Below are 24620 nucleotides of genomic sequence, written 5' to 3'. Positions count from 1 at the left end.
AACGGATGTAGCCTTCGATCTTGAGGCAAGTTTCGGTGCCGGGGATGTAGAAGTAGCCGGTGCCGTAAGCGTCGCAGACGCGAACATATTCAACCGGTTCCGGCTCGGCAGCAACAATAGCGTCAGCTGCAAGAACCGGCGTCGATGCAGCAAATGCTGCTGCTGATGCGAGCAAAACCATTCTGATGTTCATTTACCAATCCATTCCTTTGTCGATCGGGGCTGACGTCTCATCGGGTAGTCAATTCGAAGCCGGCCCAGTTTGAACAGCCATCTCGGCGTGCGGATCGATCGAACCGCCAAACCGTCATCACATAGAAGCCTCAATCAAGCAATTCGAGATACATGCGCGGTGGGTCGGCGCGAGCAACTTTCGCTACGGACGTGATTTTTATACAACAATTTCAAAAAATTACGCGAAAAAAAACGCACAAAGCGGCCCCGCGAGGGAACCTCCCTCGCAAGCCGCAAACGCTATGCGCCAATGTCAAATTCTCCACCGTTCGACCCCCGCCGAACACAATGGTGAAGCACATAAACTCTACCGCCGACTGTTCAACCTATACAAGGTAGCGGTGTAGAACATGGTGTCCTGATTTCGATACCAATGAGTCAAAATGATGACATGGCGCTTATTGATGCCACACATCATAGCCTTGCAATCGTTACCAGGCTATATGTTTCTCCACCACTTTGGTGAAACTGGAGCGTTTTTTCGCGGTTTTTCCGGCTTTTTTTTGCAGTGAGGGCCACATTCTTCCGAAAGCCGCTTCCGAGCGCCGCATTCCCGTGTGCGAGCGAATCGCGTCAAAGACCCGGATCCGGGGCGAGTACCACACGGCATATGCGACTGCCGGCCAGCGGCTCGTCGCAACCTATCGGCGATTTCAATCCTCGTTGGATTTGGCGTTCTCAAGAATCATGTAGTCGAGCGGCAGCTGCGTCGAATACTTGATCTGCTCCATCGCAAAGGCAGAGGAGACGTCGCGAATCTCGATCTTGGCGATCATCCGCTTATAGAAGGCGTCGTAGGCGGCGATATCGGGCACGACGACTCGCAGGAGATAGTCGACGTCACCGCTCATTCTGTAGAATTCGACCACCTCGGGAAATTCGGCAACCACCTCGGAAAAGCGGCGCAGCCACTCGATCGAATGCGTGGCGGTGCGAATCGATACGAAAACCGTGACCTTGGTATTGACCTTCTCCGGATCGAGAATGGCGACCCGACGCTTGATGACACCATCTTCCTCCATTTTCTGAATGCGCCGCCAGCATGGCGTCGTCGAAAGCCCCACCTTCTTGGCGAGGTCGGCAACGGCAAGGGTCGAATCTTCTTGCAGCAGACGCAGTATTTTTCGGTCGAGGCGGTCCATGCGCACGTCAGTCCTTTCGAATTATTTTCTTTGTATAACCCGATTCCGCACAACGAAAAGAATTTTTTTTCAGGAAAGCAGCGTTTTCACTCGCTCCCGCAGGACAGGAAGCAATTCTTGCTCGAACCAGAAATTGCGTTTCAGCCAGCCGCTGTTGCGCCAGCTCGGATGCGGCAACGGCAGCACCGCCGGCGACCGGCCAGACAGCAGACTGTCGCGCCACGCTCGCACCGTCTCGCTCATATTGCCTCGCCTGTCGTCAGCCATATGCCAGGACTGCGCATACTGGCCGATGACCAGCACCAGCTCGATCTGCGGCATTGCCGCAATCACCCTTTGCCGCCAGACCGGAGCGCATTCACGGCGTGGAGGCAGGTCCGCGCCTTTGTCGTCGTAGCCGGGAAAGCAGAAGCCCATCGGCACAATGGCGAACCGGGCGCGGTCGTAAAAGCTTGCTCTGTCAACGCCGAGCCATGATCGCAACCGGTCGCCCGATGCATCGTCGAACGGCAGACCGCTCTCATGCACCCGAAGGCCGGGCGCCTGCCCGGCGATCAGGATGCGCGCGCTCGAAGAGATCACCGCCACCGGTCTGGGTTCGTGCGGCAGCCGGTGCTCAGGACCTTTCGCCGGGGTATCGCGACAGATGCGACAGGCCGCAATTTCCCGCCGCAGAGTTTCCAGCTCGGCTTCGTCGGTCATCGCTTTACTCCCATCCGACGATCCGCCCGATGAAGCGCAGCGCGTCGCCGTAACCGGATTCGTGGCGGGCACGATCACGCACATCGCGCGGCCGCTCGAAAGTCCCGGCCCACAGCCCCGCTTTCGCCCGTTTCGCCTCGATCTCTTCCTTGCCGTAACCACCATAGGAAACAGCCATGCCTCGGCGCACCATGCCGGCATTGATGTCGCCGCCCGTCGCATTCCGACAGACGACAAGCAGCCTGTCGTAGCGGTCGCGCCGGTCGCCCTGGCAAAGCGTTCCCGATGCCAGCACCATCTCCTGCAGCGCGTCCCGCGCCACGCGCCCGCAAGCCCAGGCCTTTCCCGCCCGTTCGCAGCTCTGGCTAAGCTCGGGCGCGTCAATGCCTTCGAGGCGGAAGCGCTCTCCGCCCAATGTCAGACTGTCGCCATCGGCAGCATGAAAGGCGCCTGCACGCTTGATTGTTGCTCTGTCGTTGATCTTGGCAGCAATCAGCGCCAGGAGCACCAGCAAGGCAATAGCGGTCACGCCGTCACGAATCAGGCGCAGGCCACGTGTCACGCTTTCGCCTCCTTAAAAAACAAATCCTTGGCAAAGATGGCAAACATCTTCTTAAGAATTGCCGGTTAAGCTCTTATCCACCCAGGGGTGAAGTTTCAACGTGCACATGAGTACCGGCGTAAGCACATCGACCGACAAGATTATCGTCGACAGGTCGCGCAGCCACCGCAACAAGGCCGTTTCCAAGGCCGTGCGGCAAACGCGCGAACGCCTGCAGTCCGGTCATGCGTCCAATTCCGCCTTCGACCGTGACGTACTCAAGATGTATATAGCGTCGATGCTGCAGGGCGCGACGATCATGCCGCTCTTCGTCGTCATCATCACCGCCCTTGGCGTCTATTTCACTGAAGATACCCAATTGCTCTTCTGGGCGCTGCTGACGCTCAGCTGTCACACCGGCAACATCCTGCTCGCCCGGCGCGCGCGCCGACAGGAGATCACCTCCGAGAGCGCCCGCAAATGGCGCCGCCTGCTGCTCGCCGGCCAATTCCTGGTCGGCTGCTGCTGGGCCGTCTTCGCGCTGCAGGGCTGCGACGCCTGCGAGCCGTCGAGCTTCATTCTCTATAAGGGCGCAACTTTGCTGATTGCGCTTTCCGTCACGGCGATGTCGAACTTCATGCTGACGCCGGCCGTACTGGTCGCTTTCGCGCCAGTGGTCCTGGCGCTTGGCGCCAAGAGCGGCCTGTCGCGCGACCTCCTCGAAATCAGTCTGACCGGGCTTTTCACCACCACCCTCGTCTTCTTCAACTATATCAGTGACCGGCTCTTCAAATCGAACCTTAGGATCCTCTCCTACCAGTCGGAGAAGGACGACCTGATCGCCGAACTGGAAGTGGCGAAATCAATGTCAGATGAGGCGCGCCGCCGCGCCGAAGAGGCAAACCTCGCCAAGTCCCGCTTCCTTGCCTCCATGTCGCACGAGCTCAGGACTCCGCTCAATGCCATCCTCGGCTTCTCCGAGGTGATGTCGGCCGAAGTCATGGGACCACTCGCCAATCCGACCTACAAGGAATATGCCGGTGATATCCATCGCTCCGGCCAGCATCTGCTCGATCTCATCAACGAAATCCTCGACCTGTCGCGCATTGAGGCCGGCAAATACGAACTGAGCGAGGAAGCGATCTCGTTGCTCGATATCACCGAGGATTGCATCGGCATGGTCCAGCTGCGCGCCCGCGCCAAGAATATTGCCATTTCGGATCAATTCGAGCGGCAGTTGCCGGCTATCTGGGCCGACGAGAAGTCGATGCGCCAGGTGGTGCTCAACCTACTCTCCAATGCCGTCAAATTCACGCCGCAGGGCGGCGAAATCCACGTCAAGGTAGGCTGGACGGCCGGCGGCGGACAATACATCTCGATCAAGGACAACGGCCCCGGCATTCCCGAAGAAGAGATTCCCGTCGTCCTCTCGGCCTTCGGCCAGGGCTCGATCGCCATCAAGAGCGCCGAACAAGGCACCGGCCTCGGCCTGCCGATCGTTCAGGCGATCCTTGCCAAGCATGACGGACAGTTCCTGCTGAAATCGAGGCTGCGTGAAGGCACCGAGGTCATCGCCATCCTGCCCGCCAAGCGCGTGCTCCAGAGCCTGCCGGCCGTCGAAGAGGCTCAGGCTGTCACGCGCAAGCGCAAGAGTTTTGCCTAATGCATGTAGTCCGGAAGTTTTCGGCGGTTCCGGGATAACGACATGCATAAAACAAGGAGCTAAAGCGCGTCGCATGAATCAAGTTTCACGCGACGCGCTTTAGTTCAACTGAAAAACAGGTGCTTGCCGAGAACGAATCCGAGATAGAGGCAGCAGGCGGCGATCATGCAGGTCACCGCAAAGGAACCGAGATCCTTGGCATGTTTGCCGACGATCGAAATCTCCGGTGAAATCCGGTCGATCACTTCTTCGACGGCGGTATTCATCGCCTCCATCGAAAACAGCCCGAGGAACAGCAGCACCGCGACGACGATCTCACCGAAAGTGGCGCCCACCAGCACCAGTGCCGCCAGCGAAACGAGGAAGAAACCGAGCTCCTGGCGGAAGGCCGCCTCTTTCAGCACGCGCAGGAAACCTGCCCAGGAATAGCTGGCCGCGGCGATGAAATGTCGAAATCCGATCTGCTTCGTCACCGCGGGCTTTGTCAAGATTGATCCCCCAGAGCATGTCGCGCAGAAGTGTGCAGCGGTTTTGCGATAACGAGATGCGTAAAACAAGGATTTAAAGCGCGGGCCAAGCGAATCTGAAAGATCGCGACGCGCTTAATGCTTGTTGCTCACGCCTGCCTGGGCAAACGTCGCCATGCCGGAATGGCAGGCAGCGGCGGCCTTGACGATGCCGGCGGCAAGCGCCGCACCAGTGCCTTCGCCAAGCCGCATGCCGAGCGCCAGAAGCGGCGTCTTGCCGAGCATCTCGATTGCGCGCAGGTGGCCGGGCTCGCTGGAGACATGGCCGATCAGGCAATGATCGAGCGCGGAGGGGTTGGCGGCTCTCAGAATCGCCGCCGCGGCAGTCGCGACATAACCGTCGATCAGCACCGGGATGCGCTCCATCCGGGCGGCAAGGATGGCACCGGCCATCGCCGCGATCTCGCGGCCGCCAAGCCGGCGCATGATCTCCAGGGGATCGTCGAGATGTTCGCTATGCAGTTCCACCGCCTTTTCCACCGCCGCGATCTTGCGCACCAGCATCTCGCCTTCCGAACCGGTGCCGGGTCCGACCCAGTCGCGCGCCGACCCGCCGTAGAGCGCATAGTTGATCGCCGCCGCAATCGTCGTGTTGCCGATTCCCATCTCGCCGATGCAGAGCAGGTCGGTGCCGCCGGCGATCGCCTCCATGCCGAAGGCCATGGTCGCGGCGCAGTCGCGCTCGGAAAGCGCCGCCTCCTCGGTGATGTCGCCCGTGGGGTAATCGAGCGCGAGATCGAAAACTTTCAGCCCGAGATCATAGGCCACGCAGATCTGGTTGATCGCAGCTCCCCCTGCGGCAAAATTCTCGACCATCTGCTGCGTCACCGCGGGCGGAAAGGGTGTGATGCCCTGTCTGGTGACGCCGTGATTGCCGGCGAAGATCGCCACCAGCGGCCGGTTGACGGCAGGTTGACGACCTGTCCAGGCGGCAAGCCAGAAGGCAATCTCCTCGAGCCGTCCGAGCGCGCCCGGCGGCTTGGTCAGCTGCGCGTCGCGTTCGCGTGCGGTCACCAGTGCGCGGGCATCCGGCCCAGGCAGGTCCCGGAGCAGGGTACGGAAATCGTCGAAGGGCAGGCCTGAAACGCTCATCGGTGCGTATTCCTATGAATCGGCTATTCTTGTTTTTTTGACGCAAATCAGCTTCTTTGCGGTGGCTCTCTCTTAAAGCCGGCGGACGAAGCGAACAACATCAAAAGCGCCGCAGCCCCTCCGGCAGAACGAAACAGAATGAAGATCAAGGATTATGCGGTCGATACCGCCCGCGCCGTCGCCTTTCTGAGCCGCCTTCCGATGCCGCCAGCCCTGTTCAAAGGCTATGACGGCAGCCTCGGCCGCCTGGTGCGCGCCTTTCCCCTCGCGGGCCTGATCATTGGCTTCTTCCCGGCGCTCGCCCTCTTGCTTCTTTCAGGCTCGCGCGCCGACCCGCTGATGGCGGCGCTGCTCGCGCTTTCCGTCCAGGCTCTTGCCACCGGCGCGCTGCACGAAGACGGCTTGGCCGATACGGCCGACGGTATCGGCGGCGGCAGGAGCCGCGAACAGAGCCTCATCATCATGAAGGACAGCCGGATCGGCACCTATGGCGCGATAGCGCTGATTCTTTCCTTCGCGCTCCGTGCGGCCGCACTCGCCGCCGTTGTCCGCCAGTCCTCGCCACTCGCTGCAGCGCTTGCCGTTGCCGCCGTCGCAGCGCTCAGCCGTGGCGCTATCGCCTGGCATTGGCAACGGCTGCCGCCGGCAAAGGCCGATGGCGTGGCCGCCTCGACCGGCCAGCCGAATGAGGCGGCGATGCATTTTGCGCTCGTCTCGGCCGGTCTGCTTGCGGCACTTCTGATCTGGCCGGCATTCGGCCTGCGACCGCTCGTCGCCAGCTTGCTCGCCACCGGTTTCGCAGGATTCGCCTTCACCGCCATCATCCGCCGCAGGCTTGCCGGCCACACCGGCGATACGCTGGGCGCGACACAGCAGATTTGCGAAATAGCCATCCTTTGCGCCCTTGCCGCAGCTCTTTGAAACTCCGATATATCAGCCATGCAAACACCCTGCATTCACGTCTGCTCCATGGTTTCAGCCACCGGTTTCTGCGCCGGCTGCGGCCGCACTCTTCAGGAAATCGGTGGCTGGATGAACTATACCGATGCCGAACGACGGGGGATCATGGCGCAGCTGGTGGCAAGGCTTTCAGGCACCGTCCCGGCTTTGAACCGGGCGGGATCAAACGTCGCCGGCGGGCCGGAGCGGCCTTTATGATCCGTTTCATCCTCTTGCTCCTCGTCATCGTCATTGGCCTCGCCGTGCTGATCGTCAACAATGACAGCGGCCGCATCCTCGGCCTGCAGAGCGATGAATTCGGCCGCTTCATCTATCTCCTGCCGATCGCGCTGATGCTGTCGGCCGGCATTTGGGGTAGCCGACAAAATGTCGGTGAAACCATGCGCCAGTTGATGATCTGGTTCGTCATCATCCTGGCGCTCGCAACCGTCTACCTCTATCGCCAGGAAGCGCTCGGCGTCGGCAACCGGCTGCTTGCCGGCCTCATTCCCGGCCGTGCCGTGTTCGTCACGACGAGCCAAGGCGGCCAGGAAGTCATCCTGCACAAGCTGCTGAACGGCCATTTCGAAGCCGATGTCGGTGTGAATGGCCAGACCGTCGAAATGCTCGTCGATACCGGCGCCAGCATGGTGGCGCTCTCGCATGAAGATGCCGCAAGAATCGGTATCGACCTCTCCCGCCTCACCTATTCCATGACCGTCATGACCGCCAACGGTCGCAGCCGCGCCGCCCCCGTCACGCTCGACCAAGTGGCGATCGGTCCGATCGTCCGCAACAATGTCGCAGCCAGCGTCGCCGAGGACGGCCGGCTTGACCAGAGCCTGCTCGGCATGAGCTTCCTGGAAACGCTGGGCTCCTTGCAGATGCAGACGGACGAATTGCGCATGCGGGATTGATCCGGCAGAACAAGTCATGCCCCCGATCCGCTCTCGGCCGGCTCTCCATTGGGAATACCGACCGCAAGTCGCCGGTCGACAAAAGCTGTAAAAAACGCTGCCGATAAGGCAAGTGACGCCGATGTCAGCAACAACGCGAACAGTGTCGACACTGCGCCTGCCTCCCGGAGAAACAGCCCGGCGATCGAAGCGATCAGGGCGGCGCCGGCGATCGACATGGCTGCGGCAAGGCCCGCAGCGGTGCCGGCGAAATGGCCGCGAACCGACATCACGCCAAGATTGGCGGCCGGAAAGGTCAAGCCATTGCCGATGCCGATGAACATACAGGGTCCGAAAAATCCCAGGACATGCGTGATGCCCGAGATCGACAGGACCAGCCCCAGCAGCAGCCCCATGCACGTCGATAAACGCGCAATGACGAGCGTGGTGCTGAGCGATTTCCTCGTCAATCGGCCAGCGAGATAACTGCCCAGAATGAATCCCGCCGGAACCATTCCCATGAGGAAGCCCAGTTTCGCGCTCGATCCGCCGAGCGAGGAACTGACGGCCAGGGATGCGCCTCCAAGAAAGATATAGAGAGTGCCGGTGGAGCAGGCCATGCACAGCGTATAGGCCCAAAACCGCGCCGAACCGAGAAGCTGCCGGTAGGACGCAAGGTAATTGCCTTTCGGTCTCGACGCGAGCCCGGCTGTTTCTTTCAGTTCGCGCATGGATATGGCGAGGACGGCTGCGCCTATCAGCGCAAGAGCGACGAAGATCGCCCGCCATCCGAACGCTTCGTCCAGAATGCCGCCGACACTCGGGCCGAGCATCGGCGCAATAGCCCATCCCATGGCGGCGTAGCCGATCCTGTTGGCGGCCCCGCGCTCGCCAGCCGTCTCCTTGATGGCGACGAGAGCAACGCAGAAGCAGGCGGCGATCGACGCCTGCATCACACGAAACAACAGGAAGATGGCGATATCGGGCGCCAGCGCGCAGCCGATCGACGCGACGATGAAAATGGAAACGGCGATCAGCGCGACCGGCCGGCGCCCATAGCGATCGGACATCGTGCCGGCGACAATTTCCGTCAAGGCATTGATGATCGCATAGCCCGCGACCGAAAGATTGACGAGCGCGAAGTCGGCCTGGAACGTGGCGGCGATATCTGGCAGCGCCGGCAGACATATATTGATCGGCAATACCGAGAGCGCCGTCAGCAGGAGAAGGATCGCACGTCGGGGCGTCGCGGTCGAAATCGCAGCCGCTTCTTCGGTGAGGCGGCTACCGGAAGTCTGCGCAGAATTGTCGCGTGACATGGTCTTGTCCATGGTGTGAGGGAGATTGTGGGAATCTGACGAGGCGCAGCGCAAATTCAGGGCATAAAAAAAGCCCCGTCAGGAGCTTGATTTACCGCGCATGGGGCTGATCGCCGGATGGTTACACCATCCTGCCCATGCGCCCTATCACCACCGGAAGAACCATCGCGATCTTCATGGCCGTTACTGCTAGACAGAAATTTCAACATCGTCAACGTGCGGTTTCAATGCTCGTTGAAAATGCAAGCCGAAGAGCCCGCGCCGGCGCGATGCGGGCTTTTCACGCTCTTTGCTTATGGCGTCCCAGTCTCAAAACTCGCCCCGATCTGGAGCTGCGTGCTGGTGACGCTGGCGATCGGCGCAGTCTTTCTCGGCGAAGCCTCCGAGCTCAACATGGCGCGGTTCGCAGCCGGCACCGTTTTCATCCTGTCGGGCGCCCTGCTCGTCAGCAGTGCCTGACAGCAATTGCGGCTGGATCATCTTTATTGATATCCTGCCTTCGCGCAAATGCCGGAGCCCGACATGACCCCACGACAACTGAAGACTTTCCTTGCCGTGATGCGGCACGGAAACCTCACGCGCGCCGCCGCAGAGGTCAATCTCGCTCAGTCGAGCCTCAGTGATCAGATCCAGGCGCTCGAAGAGGAGATGGGCGTTGAACTCTTCCTCCGCTCCCGGCAGGGCGTCGCTCCCACACCGGCAGGCATGGCACTGAAGGCCTATGCGGAAGAGATCCTGGCACTGAACGACGAGGCGCAGACCGCCGTCCGCGTTGCCGCCGACATTTCCGAATCCTCTGTCACCCTGGGCACGCTCGAAACCATTGCCGCTGAAAGGCTGGCGCCCTGGCTCTCCCTCGTCCGCCGGCAAAATCCCGATCTCGGTCTCAAGCTCAAGGTCGGCGGCAGTGGCGAGTTGCATGCGAAATTACAGCACGGCTCTGTTGATATCGTCTTCACCTTCGATCGCGGCCAGCAGGACGAGCGCTTCGTGACACGCCGCATCGCCAGCGAGCCGCTGGTGCTGATTGCCGCCGGCAGATCGCAAACCCCGCCGCCGGAAAACCTCGCAGCCCTACGCAGCGCCCCGTTCATCGCAACCGCGGCCGGCTGCATCTATCGCCACCTGCTCGATACCGCCTTTGCCGAAGCGGGTTTAGGTGCGCCGGCCATTGTCGCAGAAGCCGACAGCATCGCAACGATCATCCGGCTCGTGGCATCAGGCGCCGGCCACGGCCTAGTCCCGAGCCTTGCGGTGGGGCCGTCCATTGCGCGCGGCGATGTCGTCGAACTGTCATGGCCCGGCCGACCGCTGGCAGCCTCGCTGGTGATGATGTGGCGACGCCGGCGCGTCCAGCCGCCGCAGATCTCTTTCCTTCTGCAATCGGCCAGCGAACATCTTTCGCCGATCAGACCAGCCGATGCCCGCCTTCGACATGCAGGGTAGTTCCCGTGGTGAAGCTATTGCCGATCAGGAAGCGGATCGCATCGGCGATATCTTCGGGCTGCCCAACCCGCCCAGCCGGCAGGCGCTGCGCCATCGCATCCAGCCGCGCCTGCTTGGCGTCACCGGCAACGAAGCTCCAGATCGGCGTGTCCACCCAGCCGGGCGAGACCGCATTGACGCGGATCGGCGCCAGTTCGACGGCAAGCGCCCTGACCAGGCCTTCGAGTGCCGCGTTGACGGCCGCGACCACCGATCCGCGCGCGAGCGGCCGATAGGCGGCAATACCTGAGGTGTAGGTGATCGAACCTGAGGACGGCAGTCGGGAGGCGCCATATTTCGCCAGCAGCAGCGGCCCGTAGAACTTGCTCTGGACCACCTTTTGCGCGGCCGTCAGCTCGAGCGACGACAGCAGCTGATAGGCTCCTTCGATTTCCGCCGCCGTGCTGACGATATGATCGACCGGTCCGCTCTCCCGAAACAGCGCCGCGACCTCCTCCTCCTGGCCCAGGTCGACGATATGCGTTCCGAGTTTCGGGTGGTCGCCGAGATGACGGCAAGCTGCCGCAAGTTTCTCCTGACCGCGCCCGGCAATCGTCACCGACGTCCCCTCATCGAGCAGACGCCGGGCAAGCGCAAGCCCCATGCCGGAACTGCCGCCGACAATTATCACCTTCTGACCTTCGATGTTCATAACAGCTGTCTCGCCTCTCCATTGGGATGAGACAGCAGATGCCTTCGCCGGACGCGAAAGAAAAACGGAAGAAGCCGATAGCACAATCGGCTTCTCCGATCATCGACGTTCAAGCGGTCAGTTGCGCAGTCGGTATCCGGTCTTGAAGATCCAGCCGAGCGTTGCCAGGCAGATTGCCAGGAACACGGTGATCATCGCCAAGCTGATCGCCGGGTTGACATCAGCGATGCCGTAAAAGCTCCAGCGGAAGCCGCTGACGAGGTAAAGCACCGGGTTGAAGTGGCTGACCGCCTGCCAGAAAGGCGGCAGCATGCTGACGGAATAGAAGCTGCCGCCGAGGAAGGTCAGCGGCGGCACCACGAGCATGGGAATGAGGTTCAGCTGCTCGAAATTGCCGGCCCAGATGCCGATCATGAAGCCGAACAGGCTGAAAGTGACCGCGGTCAGCAGGAAGAACAGGATCATCATGAAGGGATGTTGGATCCTGACGTCGACGAAGAGATTGGCGGTCAAGAGAATGATGACGCCGATGATGACGCCCTTGGTCGCCGCCGCCCCGACATAACCGAGCAGGATCTCCGTCATCGCCACGGGCGCCGACAGCACCTCATAGATCGTGCCGGTGAATTTCGGGAAGTAGATGCCGAAGGAGCCGTTGCTGATGCACTGGCCGAGCAGCGTCAGCATGATGAGGCCCGGCGTGATGAAAGCACCATAGGATACGCCCTCCACTTCCTGGATGCGCGAACCGACTGCCGCCCCGAAGACGATGAAATAAAGCGAGGTCGAGATGACAGGCGAGATGACGCTCTGCAGCAGCGTGCGGCGCGTGCGCGCCATCTCGAAGAAATAGATCGATTTGACCGCTTCGAAGTTCATTTGCTCGCTCCCACCAGCGCCACGAAGATATCTTCGAGCGAACTCTGCCGCGTCGAGAGATCCTTGAAATGGATATTGTTCTCGCCGAGCCGGGTCAGCAGCGTCGCGATGCTTTCCTGCTCGTTATCGGCGTCGAAATCATAAGTCAGGCGGCTTCCGTCCGCTTCGAGAGTGAGGCCATTGCCGGCAAAGCAGTCCGGCAGCCGGCTCAGCGGTTCCGCCAGATCGAGAATGAGCTGCTTGCGGCCGAGCTTGGCCATCAACGCCGCCTTTTCCTCGACGAGCAGCAACTCGCCGCCGTTGATGACGCCGACGCGGTCGGCGATTTCCTCGGCCTCTTCGATATAATGGGTCGTCAGGATGATGGTGACGCCCGAAGTCCGGAGTTCTTCGACGACGTGCCACATGTCCTTGCGCAGCGTCACGTCGACGCCGGCAGTCGGCTCGTCGAGGAAAAGAATATCCGGCTCATGCGAAAGCGCCTTGGCGATCAGCACCCGTCGTTTCATGCCGCCGGAGAGCTGACGCAGCATATTGTCCTTCTTGTCCCAAAGCGAAAGCGCCCGCAGCACCTTCTCGATATGCGCTGGATTGGCCTTCTTGCCATGCAACCCGCGAGAAAAGCTCACTGTGTTGAACACTGTCTCGAACTGATCGGTCGTCAGTTCCTGCGGCACCAGTCCGATCATCGAGCGGGTCGCGCGGAAATCCTTTACGACGTCCTGGCCGGCCACCAGCACGCGGCCGCCGCTCGGATTGGCGATGCCGCAGATGATTGAGATCAGGGTCGTCTTGCCGGCGCCGTTCGGCCCGAGCAGAGCCAGGATCTCGCCCTTCTCGACATCGAGGTTGATGCCCTTCAGGGCCTCGAACCCGTTGGCATAAGTCTTGGTCAGGTTCTGAACGGAAATAATGGGGGTCATGCAGGACTCTTGCGGATGCTCGAAAGTATTTCGGCCCGCTATATAGTCCCTCTGTGACGCTTTGACATCCTTCGGGAACATGAACACTGCATTCACGCCTCGCCAACACCGTCACTTTCGTCAAGCCGATCACCCATTGGTGACAAGCCTGGAATAGTCGGCTTCCGATAGCCATCGCACGCCGCCAATTCTCCCTGAAAGAAAGGCAGAGGTCTGCTCCGGATGTCATCATCCGGTGATATTCATGCCCGATAAGAGAGCCGAGGCAAGCACCGGCATCCGCCCCGCCGCCCATTCCTTTGCGGAGCCGTCTTACCGGCGTTCTCGTTGCGCCCTTTTCCGCTGCCTCGGCAGGTAATGAAAGTTATTGTTCAGTCACCAAGCGTTTGGAACCGGCCAGTATCCCTGTGCAGCCGCGTTCGTCTCAGCCGGCCTCTGCGCCGGCTTTCTTTTTGATGTGTCGTTGCAGCAGGTGGCCGACCTCGTCCTTCGAGGCCCTGCGGGGCACCAGGATCAGGTCGGAGAGAGGTCGCGGCCATGTCGCAAGACATAGCAGCGAGCTGGGCAAACGGATTGGCCCAAGTGAGCATTCCGATCTGGGCCCGCAGCGAGACGGCACAACGATCGGCCCTCATCGTGAGGTGCGTCGGCCAAAGGCCGAGGCCTCTAAGGACGAGGGCGGGTGGGAAGCAGTGGATGCTCCCCCTCACAACTCATCATAATTGAACCAATCAAAATCCGCCGTCTTCCCACGCCCCGACGTATCGAAGGCGAAGACGCCGGCAAAAGCACCGGTAAAGGAGCCGTGCTCACCGCGACCGCCCTCGTCGGAAATCACGCCGGCGTCCAGGAGAGGGCCGATCCGTTGCCATGCGCCCTTGCCTTCCGTCTGCCAGAAGAATTGCAGGTCATTTTCGCGGATTTCCATCGCAAGCTGGACACGGCCCTCGGCCGGGATCGTTACTCCGCTTTCGGCGGGAAAGCTGAGGCGGCCGTTCGGGTAGTCGCCGTTGCAGGAGAGGATGGTCACGCAGCGGCCGAGCGTTTCGTGCAGCGTCACGGCAATCGCGTGGAACTTGTGGCGATTGTAGTAATGCGTCAGCCCCGCCACCTGCTGATAGGTGTCGGGCGAAAATTCGATCACGGTCTCGGCGCGGAAACTATGATGTTCCTGCCGGCGCGCGACCAGCGACTGCTCGAACCAGGAGCCTATGCTTTCGCGACCGATCAGCCTGAGATGGCCGGGACGGTCCGTCAGATTGAAGATGCGCTGGGGTTCGGGCGTGCGCAGCCACTGGAAATCGGCCGGCAGCTTGTCCCCATCGAAACTGTACTCGCTGCGCATCGGCTTCTCCACCGGCACTGCGCCGAAGAGACCCTGCACATCGACATCGGGCACGCAGGTGCCGTTTTCCAGATAGAGCCAATCATCGTCGCGCCAGACGCATTTCTGCAGGGACGTTTCGCGCCCCAGCGTGCAGCGCCGTTTCGGCGGCAGCGGCCGGCCGCAGAGATGGGTGTGATAGGCTTCGCCGTCTGGCGTCTCGACATATTGGCCGTGCCCTGCTCGCTGCAGCACCGCGCCCGGATGATCCTTCGAGGTGATGAGATGCATGTTCGGATGCATCTCATAGGGCCCCTCGATGCGGCGCGAACGCGCCATGGTGACGGCGTGGTCATAGCCGGTGCCGCCCTCGGCGGTCGTCAGATAATACCAGCCGTTCTTCTTGAAGAGATGCGGCCCTTCCACGAGGCCGAGCGGGCTGCCGGCGAAGATGTTTTTGATCGGCCCCTTCAGCACCTTGGTCGCCGGATCCCATTCCTGCAGCAGGATGCCGTCGAAAGCCGGCGATTTCGGCGAGCCGCCGAAGCTCTGGGTTCGGTGGTTCCACTGCATGTTGACGAACCATTTGCGGCCGTCATCGTCGTGGAAAAGCGAGGGATCGAAGCCGGAGGAATTCACATAGACCGGCTCGGACCATTCGCCCTCGATCGAAGGCGACGTCACGATGTAATTATGTGCATCCTTGAAATTGCCGTCGAAGCGCTTGACGTCAGTATAAACAAGCCAGAACTGCCCGTCGGCATAGGAAAGACACGGCGCCCAGATGCCGCAACTATCGGGATTGCCGCGCATGTCGAGCTGCGAGGCACGCTCCAGCGGCCGGCGCACCAGCGTCCAGTTCACCAGGTCCCGCGAATGATGGATCTGCACACCCGGATACCATTCGAAGGTGGAGGTGGCGATGTAATAATCGTCGCCGACGCGGCAGATCGACGGATCGGGATTGAACCCGGGCAGGATGGGATTGCGGATCATGGACGGCCTCCTCCTAGATTATTGCGGTACGTACGTCAGAAGGTGCGGTTCAGCTCGCCTCCCCACCCTCATCTCTGTGCCCTTAGGGCTTTGCCCAAGGGATGTCACAGAAATCCGGCCGGCCTAAGTCCTTGGGCCGGAAAGACCCTTCTCACCGCGCAGACGCGCGGTGTCTGGATTCCTGTGACGAGCACAGGAATGAGGGAGCAACAAATGTGCTCCCTGCCTTCATTCCCGCTCCGCCGACTTCGCCCAGAGGTTGATATCGGCCTCCTTGGCATAGACATCGATCTCCTTCAGCTCCTCGGCCGAGAACTCGATATTATCCAGCGCTTTGACGCAATCGACGATCTGCGACGAGCGGCTGGCGCCGATCAGCGCCGAGGTCACGCGTCCGCCGCGCAGCACCCAGGCTATCGCCATCTGCGCCAGCGTCTGGCCACGCCTTTCGGCAATCTCGTTGAGCCTGCTGATATTGTCGATGATCGAGGGGCGGATGAAATCGCGCTTCAGGAAATGGTTCTGAGCTGCCCGGCTGTCGGCCGGAATACCGCCGAGATACTTCGTCGTCAGCATGCCCTGGGCGAGCGGCGAGAACACGATCGAACCCATGCCGATGTCATCGAGCGTATCGAGCAGCCTGTCATCCTCGACCCAGCGGTTGAGCATTGAATAACTCGGCTGATGGATCAGGCAGGGCGTGCCGAGGTCCTTGAGGATGGCGGTTGCTTCGCGGGTGCGCTGCGAATTATAGGAGGAGATCCCGACATAGAGCGCCCGGCCGGAGCGGACGATATGGTCGAGCGCGCCGCAGGTCTCTTCCAGCGGCGTTTCCGGGTCGAAGCGATGCGAATAGAAGATGTCGACATAGTCGAGGCCCATGCGCTTCAGGCTCTGGTCGCAGGAGGCGACCAGGTACTTGCGGCTGCCCCATTCGCCATAGGGACCAGGCCACATATCGTAGCCGGCCTTCGAGGAGATGATCAGCTCGTCGCGAAGCCCGGAGAATTCGGTGCGCAGGATCTCGCCGAAGGCGGCCTCTGCGCTGCCGGGAGGCGGGCCGTAATTGTTGGCGAGATCGAAATGGGTGATGCCGAGGTCGAAGGCCGTGCGGCACATGTCGATCTTCCGGTCATGCGGCGTATCACCGCCGAAATTGTGCCAGAGGCCGAGGGAGACGGCCGGAAGCTTCAGGCCGGAGCGGCCCGTGCGGTTATATTTCATTTTTGAATATCGGTCTGCTGCCGGTTGCCAGCTCATGGAAGTCTCCTTAATCGAATAACAGCGTCCTCATCATGCAACGTCTTCGGCTCACGAAAACGCCGACGCCTACCCCCTGTCTGCCTGCCGGCACCTTCTCCCCGCGAGCGGAGAGAAGGGAAATGCCACAGCCTGTCCTTCCCCACCACCTCTCACATGGCGCGTCCCTCACCCGTTTAGGCGGAAAGGGCTAGGGTGAGGGGCAACCATCGGCAAAAACCGGATCGTGAGGCCGACATGATGAAACAAATGGAGCAAGCGCGCCAATACGGCAAGCGCAGGCGCGCTTTCTCCGCTACCTCAACAGCGCCTGCGCCTCTTCGATGCCAAGCGCCGCTGGCTGGGTGCAAGTCGTCGTCAGCTCGATAAAACGATCCTCCTCGCCTGATTTCAGGATCGAGGTCATGACGTCGACGCCGTGCAGAGTGCGGTCAAGCGAGCAGCGCGCGTCGCGGCCTTCGATCAGCGACATTGCCATATCGGCAAGGCCAGCCGTGCGGTAATTGGCCCGCGAGCCGCTCGGACTTTCCTGGTTGATCTTGCCGAAGGGGTGCTCCCAGGGCTCGAGCGGCTTGATGTCCTTGTCGCGACCGCTGGCCTCTACGGTGCCGCCGAAGAAGTTCGGGTCCGGCACGTAGAGAGAGCCGTCGGTGCCGTAGAGTTCCATATTCGCATGGCGATGCGACCACACATCCCAGCTTGCCGACAGCGTCACCGTGGCGCCGCTGACGAATTCGAGCAGCGCCTGGATCGTCGTCGGCGTCTTGACCGGGATGATTTCGCCGTGGCGCGGCTGGCTGGTAATCGTCCGGGTCGCCGATGCCATCGAGGTCATGGCGCCGACGCGCTTCACTGGGCCGATCAGGTTGATCAGATTGGCGATGTAATAAGGACCGAGATCCAGGATCGGGCCGCCGCCCGGCAGGAAGAAGAAATCCGGGTTCGGATGCCACATCTCCATACCGGGGCTCATGACATAGCAGGCTCCCGAGGTCACCCGGCCGATGCCGCCATCGTCGATGAACTTGCGGGCGAGCTGATGGGCGCCGCCGAGGAAAGTGTCCGGCGCGCAGCCGACGGCAAGGTTCTTCGCCTTGGCGATGCGGCGAAGCTCTTCGCCCTGCTCCAGCGAAAGCACCAGCGGCTTTTCCGAATAGACGTGTTTGCCGGCTTCGAGGATCGCCTTCGACACCGGAAAATGCGCATCCGGGATCGTCAAGTTGACGACGACGTCGATCTCGTCATTGGCGAGAACCTCGTCGATCGTCTGTGCCTTGACGCCATATTCCTTGGCGCGGGCCTCGGCGGCCTGCACGTTGATATCGGCGCAGGCCAGCACCTTCAGCCCCTTGAAGAGCGGTGCCAGCGAGAAGTAGGTGGTGGAGATGTTGCCGCATCCGATGATGCCAACGCCAAGTTCCCTGGTCATGATTTGCCTCAATAAGTCTGGAAGGATGCAATCGAACGGCTGATGTTGCGGTCGATGTCTTTCGGATTGTCATGTTCGACGACGAAGTGCTTCGCCTTGGTGCCGCGCAGTGTGGCAATCAGCTTGGCCCATTCGACCTTGCCGTGGCCGACATCGGCCCAGCCGTCTTCATCCGTCGCTTCACCGGCCGGCGCGATGTCCTTGACGTGGACTGCGGTAATGCGCGAGCCGAGCGTGTCGATCCAGGCAAAGGGATCGGCGCCGCCCCGGATAACCCAGGCAATATCGGCTTCCCAGGAAATGTCGGGCGCGCCTTCGAAGATGCGCTCGATCGGCAGCGAGCCGTCAGCCAGCTTGACGAATTCGAAATCATGATTGTGCCAGCCGAACTCGTAGCCGGCATCCTTATAGGGCTTGCTCATTTCCTGTAGACGCTTGCCGAAGGCGAGCCAACCGGCTCCGTCCGAGGGGCGCTGGTCGGCCGCCAGATGCGGGGCATAGATCGAATCCATGCCGAGTATCCTAGCGATGTTGAGCGACTTCTGGACTTCCTTCTCCAGAAAGTCGGGACTGAAGTGTCCGCTCGCCATCACCAGGCCGTTCTTGTCGAGATCGGCGCGAAGGCTCTTCAGTCCCGCATCGTCGAGATCGGCATAGATGCCGCCGAACCCCTCGACCTCCGCATAGCCTGATTTGCCGAGCTTTTCGAAAATCACAGAATAGGGCTGGAAGTTGCGCGCACTGTAGAGCTGGTAGCTGAGTTTCGTCATCTTATTCTCCTTGGGCCTCGTGCCCATTTCTTGGAAGGATCAATCCGCCGATTGGCAGGAATGCAGGTCGTAGAAGCGGAATTCCGGCAGCTTGCCACGTTCGAGCTGATGTGCCGGGGTGAAGGTGATACGGCGGCTCTCGCCTGCTGCAAGGTCGAAGGCGTTGTCGGAATATTTGCCGTCCGTCTCGCTCTCGATCATCACGAAGAGTGCAAGTCCCCTGGCGGTGACGTTGATGTCGATCGCGCCGCTCTTCTCGACATATTCGTGGGTAACGGTCAGGCCCGAGGGTTCCAGCTCCAGCGCCTTATAGGTGCCGTTGACATGGTGCCCCCCGCCGCCCATGCCGTTCGACGCGGTGAAATGCCAGGCAAGCAGCGTTCCCGGGTCAATCTCGGACACGTCGATGGTCGCAGCCGTCACCGCCGCGTCCGGCGAACACAGGGCTTGCACGTCTTTCAGGTGCTTCCGCTCGCCCTTCATCGTCAGAAGCGAGATCGAAAGATCGACGCTGACATCGTTGAGCGTGTCATTGACCAGCGAGAAGCGGATCGTCTTGCCGTCGTCGGCGGGAATGGCCGCGACCGCCACCGGCTGGAAGAAGCGTTTCACCAGGTAATGCATCGCCTTCCAGCGCCCGCCATAGTCGAGGCTCGACCATGAGGCGACAGGCCAGGTATCGTTAAGCTGCCAGTAGATCGTGCCCATGCAATGGGGCTTCAGCGACCGCCAATATTCCACCGCGGTCTTGATCGCCAATCCCTGTTGAATCTGGCTGAGATAGACGAAGTTCGGGAAATCCTTGGGGAAGCGGAAATAGCGGAACATCGTGCCGGCGATGCGCTCGTTGCCCCCGGCATTCTTCTGATGCAGCTCCATGACGGGGGAAGCGACGTTCATGTCCTTCTCCTCGGCATAGGTTCTGATGACGGGCAGCGAGGTATAGGACTGGAAGCCGAATTCCGAGCAGAAGCGCGGCCGCACCGTACGGTAATTGTCGAACGATTTGTTCTCGTGCCAGACCGACCAGTAATGCATGTCGCCGGAGCCGTCGGCATGCCAGGCATCGCCGAAATCGAGATAGCCTGATGCCGGGCTCGACGGCCACCAGAGCGCCCCCGGCAGCGCCTTCTTCACCGCCTGTTCGATCGTCCGGTTGAGGCGGTCGTAGGAGACGAGGTAGCGGTCGCGGTCCTTCCGCGATTCCTCGAACCATGTCAGCGCGCCCACCAGTTCGTTATCGCCGCACCAGAGCGCGATCGAAGGATGCGAAGAGAGCCGGCGCACCTGGTAATCCACCTCGATCGCCACATTGCCAAGGAAGTCTTCGGTCGAGGGATAGAGGTTGCAGGCGAACATGAAGTCCTGCCAGACCATGAGGCCCAGCCGGTCGCAGAGATCGTAGAAATAGTCCTGCTCGTAGAAACCACCGCCCCAGACGCGGATCATGTTCATGTTGGCCGCTTTGGCCGATTGCAGTAGGTCCTCGGTCTTTTCGGGCGAAGACAGCGAGAACAGCGCATCGGCCGGAATCCAGTTGGCGCCCCGGCAGAAGACCTCGCGGCCGTTGACCTTGAAAGCGAAACGGCTGCCCGCCGCATCCGGCGTGGTGATCAGTTCGATGGTGCGAAGGCCGAGCTGCTTCGTCACCACCTCGTCGGACAATTCGACGGAGAGCGTATAGAGCGCCTGTTCGCCATTACCGGAGGGCCACCAGAGACGCGGATTGTCGATATGGAAGAGGTGGTGGACATCCGTCTCGCCCTTGACACCGACATCGAGACGGATGCGCTCGCCGTCAAGATCGAAATAGACCTGGGCGATGCCAGCATGCTTGGCAAACAGGCTCGCCGTCACCATGAGGTCGACCGAGCCGTCATTATTGTGGATCTGGCGGGTGACGACATGTTCGATGCGCGCCGTCTCGATCTTTTTCAGCGCGATCGTGCCGTAGAGCCCAAGCGGCGCGATGGCGATGTTCCAGTCCCAACCGAAATGGCATTGCGGCTTGCGCAGCATGTTGCCGTCGGGGATCGGCGAATTGCCGGTGCTGTAGGGAATGTAGAAGGGCTGCTTTTTCTGCCGTTCGGCACCGACGCCGGGATTAGAGGCAAAGACGATGCGGATCGAGTTGTCGCCCGCTTTCAGCATGCTGGAAACATCAGGCCGGTAGCGGCGGAAGCTGTTGTCGGCTTCGAGCACCAGAAAGCCATTGACATAGACGCTGGCGACCGTGTCGAGATAGTCGATATCGAGATACCAGTCGCCCTCGACCTCCTGCAGCGTGAAGCTGCGCTCTACCGTCCATTCACGCTGGGCAACCCACTGCACCTTCTCCTCGTTCCGGCCGAAATAGGGATCGGGGATCAGCCCTGCCCTATGCAGCGCCGTGTGCACGTCGCCGGGCAAGGTGATTGCGCTCTTGATCCCGCCATCAACAGATGTGAGCTGCCACGAACCGCAAAGGTCGATGCTGGAGAGGGTCGATTGTTGCGTCACGATATCATTTCCGATTTACGATTCTAGAAGAAGCGGCGCGTGCGCCGCTGCCCTGCCGCCTTGTCGTTCGCAAGGGGCGCTTCACCTCTCCTCCCTCATTCCTGTCCTCGGGCTTGACCCGAGGGATGTCACAGGAATCCAGTGCGCCCAAGTCTTTGGGCGCGGGAGACACTTCACTCGAAAGAGAGCCTGTGACATCCCTTGGGCGAAGCCGGAAGGCCACAGCAATGAGGGAGCATGGAGCACTGGTCGAACTCATACAAATAGCCTTGCAGCCAAACAGAAAGCAGACGGCACCATCTCCGACCCCGCCCGCGAAAATCTCCCTAAAGACGCAGCTCACTCTCGGCATCGAACACCGAAGCCAGCGCCATGTCGAAGCTCAGCTTTACCTTGGCCCCGACATCAAAGCGGCGTGCGCCGTTGACGCGGACCGACATCGTATGACCGGCATGTTTCAGCCACAGAAGATTGTCCGCCCCCATCGGTTCCTCGATATCGACGGTAGCGTCATGTTCTTCGCCGCCGGCATTCGCATTGACCTTGATGTGTTCGGGGCGGACGCCGAGCACCACCTTGCGGCCAGGCTGCAGCGTCTCGTTGGCGTCGTAGGCGGCGAGCGAGAAATTGACGCCGTTAGCGGTAAAGCCGATGCCGTCACCTGTTTTGACCAGTTCGCCGCGCAGGAAATTCATCGACGGCGAACCGATGAAGCCGGCGACGAAGAGATTGCGCGGCCGGTTGTAGATCGTCGTCGGATCGTCGAGCTGCTGGATGATGCCGCTCTTCATGATGGCGATGCGATCAGCCAGCGTCAGCGCCTCGATCTGGTCGTGCGTCACATAGATCATCGTATTCTGCAGCGACTGGTGCAGGCGCTTGATTTCGACGCGTAGTTCCGAACGCAGCTTGGCGTCGAGGTTGGACAGCGGCTCGTCGAACAGGAAGACGTCGACATCGCGCACCAGCGCCCGGCCGATTGCCACGCGCTGGCGCTGGCCGCCGGATAGTTCGGCCGGCTTGCGCTTCAAAAGCGGCTGGATCTGCAGGATCTCGGCCGCGCGCGCGACGCGCTTGTCGATCTCGGCCTGCGGCACCTTGGCGACGCGAAGGCCGAAGGAGAGGTTCTTCTCGACCGTCATCTGCGGATAGAGCGCGTAAGACTGGAAGACCATGCCGATGCCGCGGTCCTTCGGCTCTTCCCAGGTGACGTTCTTGCCCTTGATGAAGATCTGCCCTTCCGAAGCGTCGAGCAGGCCGGCGATGCAATTGAGCAAGGTCGACTTGCCGCAGCCGGACGATCCGAGCAGCACCAGGAATTCGCCATCGTTGATGTCGAGGTTCAGATCCTTCAGCACACTGACGGCGCCGAAATTCAGCGACAGATCCCTGATCGAGACGCTCGAATTGGAGACAGTTGAATTCATGTTCATGTGATCACCCCTTCACTGCGCCTGCGGCAATGCCGCGAACGAAAAGCCGTCCGGAGACGAAATAGACGATCAGCGGCACCAGGCCCGTGAGGATCGTCGCTGCCATGTTGACATTGTATTCCTTCACGCCCTGGACGGAATTGACGATGTTGTTGAGCTGCACGGTCATCGGATAGGTATCCGGCCGGGTGAAGACCACGCCGAACAGGAAGTCATTCCAGATGCCTGTGACCTGCAAGATCATGGCGACGACGAAGATCGGCAGCGACATCGGCATCATGATCTTGAGGAAGATCTGCCAGAAGCCCGCCCCGTCGACACGCGCCGCCTTGAACAGTTCCTCCGGCAGCGACACGAAGTAGTTGCGGAAGAGCAGTGTCAGGATCGGCATGCCGAAGATTGAATGCACGATGACGAGACCGGTCAGCGTGCCGTAGATGCCGATTTCACGCAGGATGATGACGATCGGATAGATCATCACCTGATAGGGAATGAAGGCCCCGATGATGAGGATCGAGAAGAATAGCTCGGAACCTTTGAACCGCCAGTTTGCCAGCGCATAGCCGTTCACCGAGGCGATCGCGATCGAGATGATCACCGACGGCACGGTGATGCGCACCGAATTCCAGAAACCGCGCGACAGGCCATCGCAGTTCAAGCCCGTGCAGGCCTCCGCCCAGGCCTTGACCCAGGGTTCGAAGGTGATCTCCATCGGCGGCGAGAAGATGTTGCCGAGACGAATTTCAGGCATACCCTTCAGTGACGTCACGACCATCACATAGAGCGGCAGCAGATAATAGAGCGCTGCAACTGTCAGCGTTCCATAGAGCATGATGTTGCGCGCTGACAGCGTCGGGCGCGGCTTCGGACCGCTCGGACCGTCGCCGAGCCTCTGTGAGACGGCGTCGAGGCCGGCAGCCGTGGTGTTGAGAGTTTCGATATCAGCCACGCTTGCGCCCTCCTCCGAACTCCAGATAGGCCCACGGAACGATGATGATCGCGACCGTGACCAGCATCATCGTCGATGCGGCGAAGCCCTGACCCAGATTCTGCGCCTGGAACATGTAATCGTAGACATATTTGGCTGGCACTTCCGATGAGATGCCGGGACCGCCCGAAGTCTGCGCCACCACGAGGTCGTAGACTTTGACGATGCCGGAGGCGATGATGACGATCGTCGTGATGAATACGGGCCGCATCATCGGAATGACGACGAGCAGGTAGGTCTTCCACATCGGGATGCCGTCGACGCGGGCCGCTTTCCAGATATCCTCGTCTATGCCGCGCAGGCCGGCAAGCATTAGACACATGACGAGGCCCGTTCCCTGCCAAAGCGCCGCAATCAGAATCCCGTAGATGACGATTTCGGGCGTATAGAGCGGATTGAAGGTGAAGCTTGTCCAGCCGAGCGATCGCACCACCGACTGGACGCCGAAGTCCGGGTTCAGAACCCACTGCCAGACGAGACCGGTCACGATGAAGGACAGCGCGAAGGGGTAGAGAAAAATGGTGCGAAAAGTGTTTTCGAAACGGATCTTCTGATCCATGAGCGCGGCGAGCACAAATCCGATGACCAGGCTGAAGATCAGCGAGAGGACGCCGTAGAGCGCCAGATTTTCGATTGCAGTAACCCAGCGGGGTGCCGCCCAGAGACGGTGATACTGGTCAAAGCCGACGAAGCTCAACCGCGGGAGGAGCTTGGAATTGGTGAAGGAATAAAAGACCGTCCAGAACGTGCCGCCGACAAAGATCACCAGCGCTGTCAGGATCATCGGAATGGACGCAATCTTGGCGTTCAGATTGCGCAGTAACTTGTTTGGCCGGCCTGCTTGCGCTTGACCCGTCATGAAACCTCTCCTCAAATCGCAGCTGCGGCCGGTAGCGGCCGCTCTCACCCCCGCCCGCGGGATCCGCC

General features: G+C 60.7%; 23 protein-coding genes and 1 pseudogene. 6 read left to right on the top strand and 18 right to left on the bottom strand.

What is annotated here, in order from left to right:
* The 4 genes from HJB91_RS04850 to HJB91_RS04835 form a co-directional block, all read right to left on the bottom strand.
* The coding region (locus HJB91_RS04850; RefSeq protein WP_221095529.1) for a porin at nucleotides 1-193 on the bottom strand (193 nt) is incomplete at its 3' end.
* Between the two features lie 694 nt (nucleotides 194-887).
* Nucleotides 888-1376: an Lrp/AsnC family transcriptional regulator gene (locus HJB91_RS04845; RefSeq protein ID WP_004678404.1), complete on the bottom strand. Its 489-nt coding sequence runs from the start codon at nucleotides 1374-1376 to the stop codon at nucleotides 888-890.
* Between the two features lie 69 nt (nucleotides 1377-1445).
* Nucleotides 1446-2078 (bottom strand): uracil-DNA glycosylase family protein, encoded by a 633-nt coding sequence (locus HJB91_RS04840; RefSeq protein WP_221153550.1) that lies wholly within the window; start codon nucleotides 2076-2078, stop codon nucleotides 1446-1448.
* A gap of 4 nt (nucleotides 2079-2082) precedes the next feature.
* Nucleotides 2083-2640 (bottom strand): thermonuclease family protein, encoded by a 558-nt coding sequence (locus HJB91_RS04835; protein WP_221153549.1) that lies wholly within the window; start codon nucleotides 2638-2640, stop codon nucleotides 2083-2085.
* Nucleotides 2641-2746: 106 nt separating this feature from the next.
* Here HJB91_RS04835 and HJB91_RS04830 point away from each other — a divergent pair, with 106 nt between their 5' ends.
* Nucleotides 2747-4282, top strand: a complete 1536-nt coding sequence (locus HJB91_RS04830; RefSeq protein ID WP_221153563.1) for a HAMP domain-containing sensor histidine kinase — start codon at nucleotides 2747-2749, stop codon at nucleotides 4280-4282.
* A gap of 104 nt (nucleotides 4283-4386) precedes the next feature.
* Here the strand turns inward: HJB91_RS04830 and HJB91_RS04825 are convergent, their stop codons facing one another.
* Complete coding sequence (locus tag HJB91_RS04825; RefSeq protein ID WP_221153548.1) at nucleotides 4387-4770, bottom strand: diacylglycerol kinase; 384 nt, start codon at nucleotides 4768-4770, stop codon at nucleotides 4387-4389.
* A gap of 114 nt (nucleotides 4771-4884) precedes the next feature.
* The gene (cobT, locus tag HJB91_RS04820; RefSeq protein ID WP_221153547.1) at nucleotides 4885-5901 is read right to left on the bottom strand and encodes a nicotinate-nucleotide--dimethylbenzimidazole phosphoribosyltransferase; all 1017 of its coding nucleotides are present in this window, start codon (nucleotides 5899-5901) and stop codon (nucleotides 4885-4887) included.
* Between the two features lie 138 nt (nucleotides 5902-6039).
* Between cobT and HJB91_RS04815 the strand changes: the two genes are divergently transcribed.
* The 3 genes from HJB91_RS04815 to HJB91_RS04805 are packed head-to-tail and all read left to right on the top strand — an operon-like array spanning nucleotide 6040 to nucleotide 7757.
* Nucleotides 6040-6822 carry an adenosylcobinamide-GDP ribazoletransferase gene (locus tag HJB91_RS04815; protein WP_221153546.1) on the top strand — a complete coding sequence of 261 codons (783 nt, stop codon included), beginning with the start codon at nucleotides 6040-6042 and terminating at the stop codon, nucleotides 6820-6822.
* Between the two features lie 18 nt (nucleotides 6823-6840).
* Nucleotides 6841-7059, top strand: coding sequence for a DUF1289 domain-containing protein (locus HJB91_RS04810; protein ID WP_221145240.1), 219 nt, complete (start codon nucleotides 6841-6843; stop codon nucleotides 7057-7059).
* The gene (locus HJB91_RS04805) at nucleotides 7056-7757 is read left to right on the top strand and encodes a TIGR02281 family clan AA aspartic protease (protein WP_221153545.1); all 702 of its coding nucleotides are present in this window, start codon (nucleotides 7056-7058) and stop codon (nucleotides 7755-7757) included. Before HJB91_RS04810 ends, HJB91_RS04805 begins: the two co-directional genes overlap by 4 nt.
* A 14-nt stretch (nucleotides 7758-7771) precedes the next feature.
* On the opposite strand, the gene HJB91_RS04800 is transcribed toward HJB91_RS04805, so the two are convergent.
* Nucleotides 7772-9055, bottom strand: a complete 1284-nt coding sequence (locus tag HJB91_RS04800) for an MFS transporter (protein WP_221153544.1) — start codon at nucleotides 9053-9055, stop codon at nucleotides 7772-7774.
* 279 nt (nucleotides 9056-9334) lie between these two features.
* Here HJB91_RS04800 and HJB91_RS04795 point away from each other — a divergent pair.
* Nucleotides 9335-9514, top strand: a pseudogene (locus HJB91_RS04795) (hypothetical protein); the annotation flags it as partial.
* A 63-nt stretch (nucleotides 9515-9577) separates the two neighbouring features.
* Nucleotides 9578-10501, top strand: a complete 924-nt coding sequence (locus HJB91_RS04790; protein WP_221153543.1) for a LysR family transcriptional regulator — start codon at nucleotides 9578-9580, stop codon at nucleotides 10499-10501.
* Here the strand turns inward: HJB91_RS04790 and HJB91_RS04785 are convergent.
* From HJB91_RS04785 to HJB91_RS04735, 11 genes are all read right to left on the bottom strand, one after another.
* Nucleotides 10464-11192 carry an SDR family oxidoreductase gene (locus tag HJB91_RS04785; protein WP_221153542.1) on the bottom strand — a complete coding sequence of 243 codons (729 nt, stop codon included), beginning with the start codon at nucleotides 11190-11192 and terminating at the stop codon, nucleotides 10464-10466. The genes HJB91_RS04790 and HJB91_RS04785 overlap by 38 nt on opposite strands.
* 117 nt (nucleotides 11193-11309) lie before the next feature.
* Nucleotides 11310-12071, bottom strand: a complete 762-nt coding sequence (locus HJB91_RS04780; RefSeq protein WP_210631008.1) for an ABC transporter permease — start codon at nucleotides 12069-12071, stop codon at nucleotides 11310-11312.
* A complete protein-coding gene (locus HJB91_RS04775) occupies nucleotides 12068-12994 on the bottom strand; it encodes an ABC transporter ATP-binding protein (RefSeq protein WP_221153541.1) in 927 nt (308 codons plus the stop codon). The genes HJB91_RS04780 and HJB91_RS04775 overlap by 4 nt, the downstream gene beginning before the upstream one ends.
* A 706-nt stretch (nucleotides 12995-13700) precedes the next feature.
* Complete coding sequence (locus HJB91_RS04770; protein WP_221153540.1) at nucleotides 13701-15314, bottom strand: glycoside hydrolase family 43 protein; 1614 nt, start codon at nucleotides 15312-15314, stop codon at nucleotides 13701-13703.
* 228 nt (nucleotides 15315-15542) lie between these two features.
* Nucleotides 15543-16574, bottom strand: coding sequence for an L-glyceraldehyde 3-phosphate reductase (gene mgrA, locus HJB91_RS04765; RefSeq protein WP_221145251.1), 1032 nt, complete (start codon nucleotides 16572-16574; stop codon nucleotides 15543-15545).
* A gap of 295 nt (nucleotides 16575-16869) precedes the next feature.
* The gene (locus HJB91_RS04760) at nucleotides 16870-18003 is read right to left on the bottom strand and encodes a Gfo/Idh/MocA family protein (RefSeq protein ID WP_221153539.1); all 1134 of its coding nucleotides are present in this window, start codon (nucleotides 18001-18003) and stop codon (nucleotides 16870-16872) included.
* Nucleotides 18004-18011: 8 nt separating this feature from the next.
* Nucleotides 18012-18773 carry a sugar phosphate isomerase/epimerase gene (locus HJB91_RS04755; protein ID WP_210631003.1) on the bottom strand — a complete coding sequence of 254 codons (762 nt, stop codon included), beginning with the start codon at nucleotides 18771-18773 and terminating at the stop codon, nucleotides 18012-18014.
* A 39-nt stretch (nucleotides 18774-18812) separates the two neighbouring features.
* Nucleotides 18813-21272, bottom strand: coding sequence for a glycosyl hydrolase 2 galactose-binding domain-containing protein (locus tag HJB91_RS04750; protein ID WP_221153538.1), 2460 nt, complete (start codon nucleotides 21270-21272; stop codon nucleotides 18813-18815).
* A 326-nt stretch (nucleotides 21273-21598) separates the two neighbouring features.
* Nucleotides 21599-22705 carry an ABC transporter ATP-binding protein gene (locus HJB91_RS04745; protein WP_221153537.1) on the bottom strand — a complete coding sequence of 369 codons (1107 nt, stop codon included), beginning with the start codon at nucleotides 22703-22705 and terminating at the stop codon, nucleotides 21599-21601.
* Nucleotides 22706-22709: 4 nt separating this feature from the next.
* Nucleotides 22710-23654: a carbohydrate ABC transporter permease gene (locus tag HJB91_RS04740; RefSeq protein ID WP_221145257.1), complete on the bottom strand. Its 945-nt coding sequence runs from the start codon at nucleotides 23652-23654 to the stop codon at nucleotides 22710-22712.
* Nucleotides 23647-24552 (bottom strand): carbohydrate ABC transporter permease, encoded by a 906-nt coding sequence (locus tag HJB91_RS04735; protein ID WP_097599962.1) that lies wholly within the window; start codon nucleotides 24550-24552, stop codon nucleotides 23647-23649. Before HJB91_RS04735 ends, HJB91_RS04740 begins: the two co-directional genes overlap by 8 nt.
* Nucleotides 24553-24620 lie beyond the last annotated feature (68 nt).

It is taken from the genome of Rhizobium sp. NLR10b (assembly GCF_019685435.1).
Lineage (GTDB): Bacteria > Pseudomonadota > Alphaproteobacteria > Rhizobiales > Rhizobiaceae > Rhizobium.
Note: the sequence above shows the minus strand (reverse complement) of the source record. Positions and strands in the feature narration are given on the sequence as shown.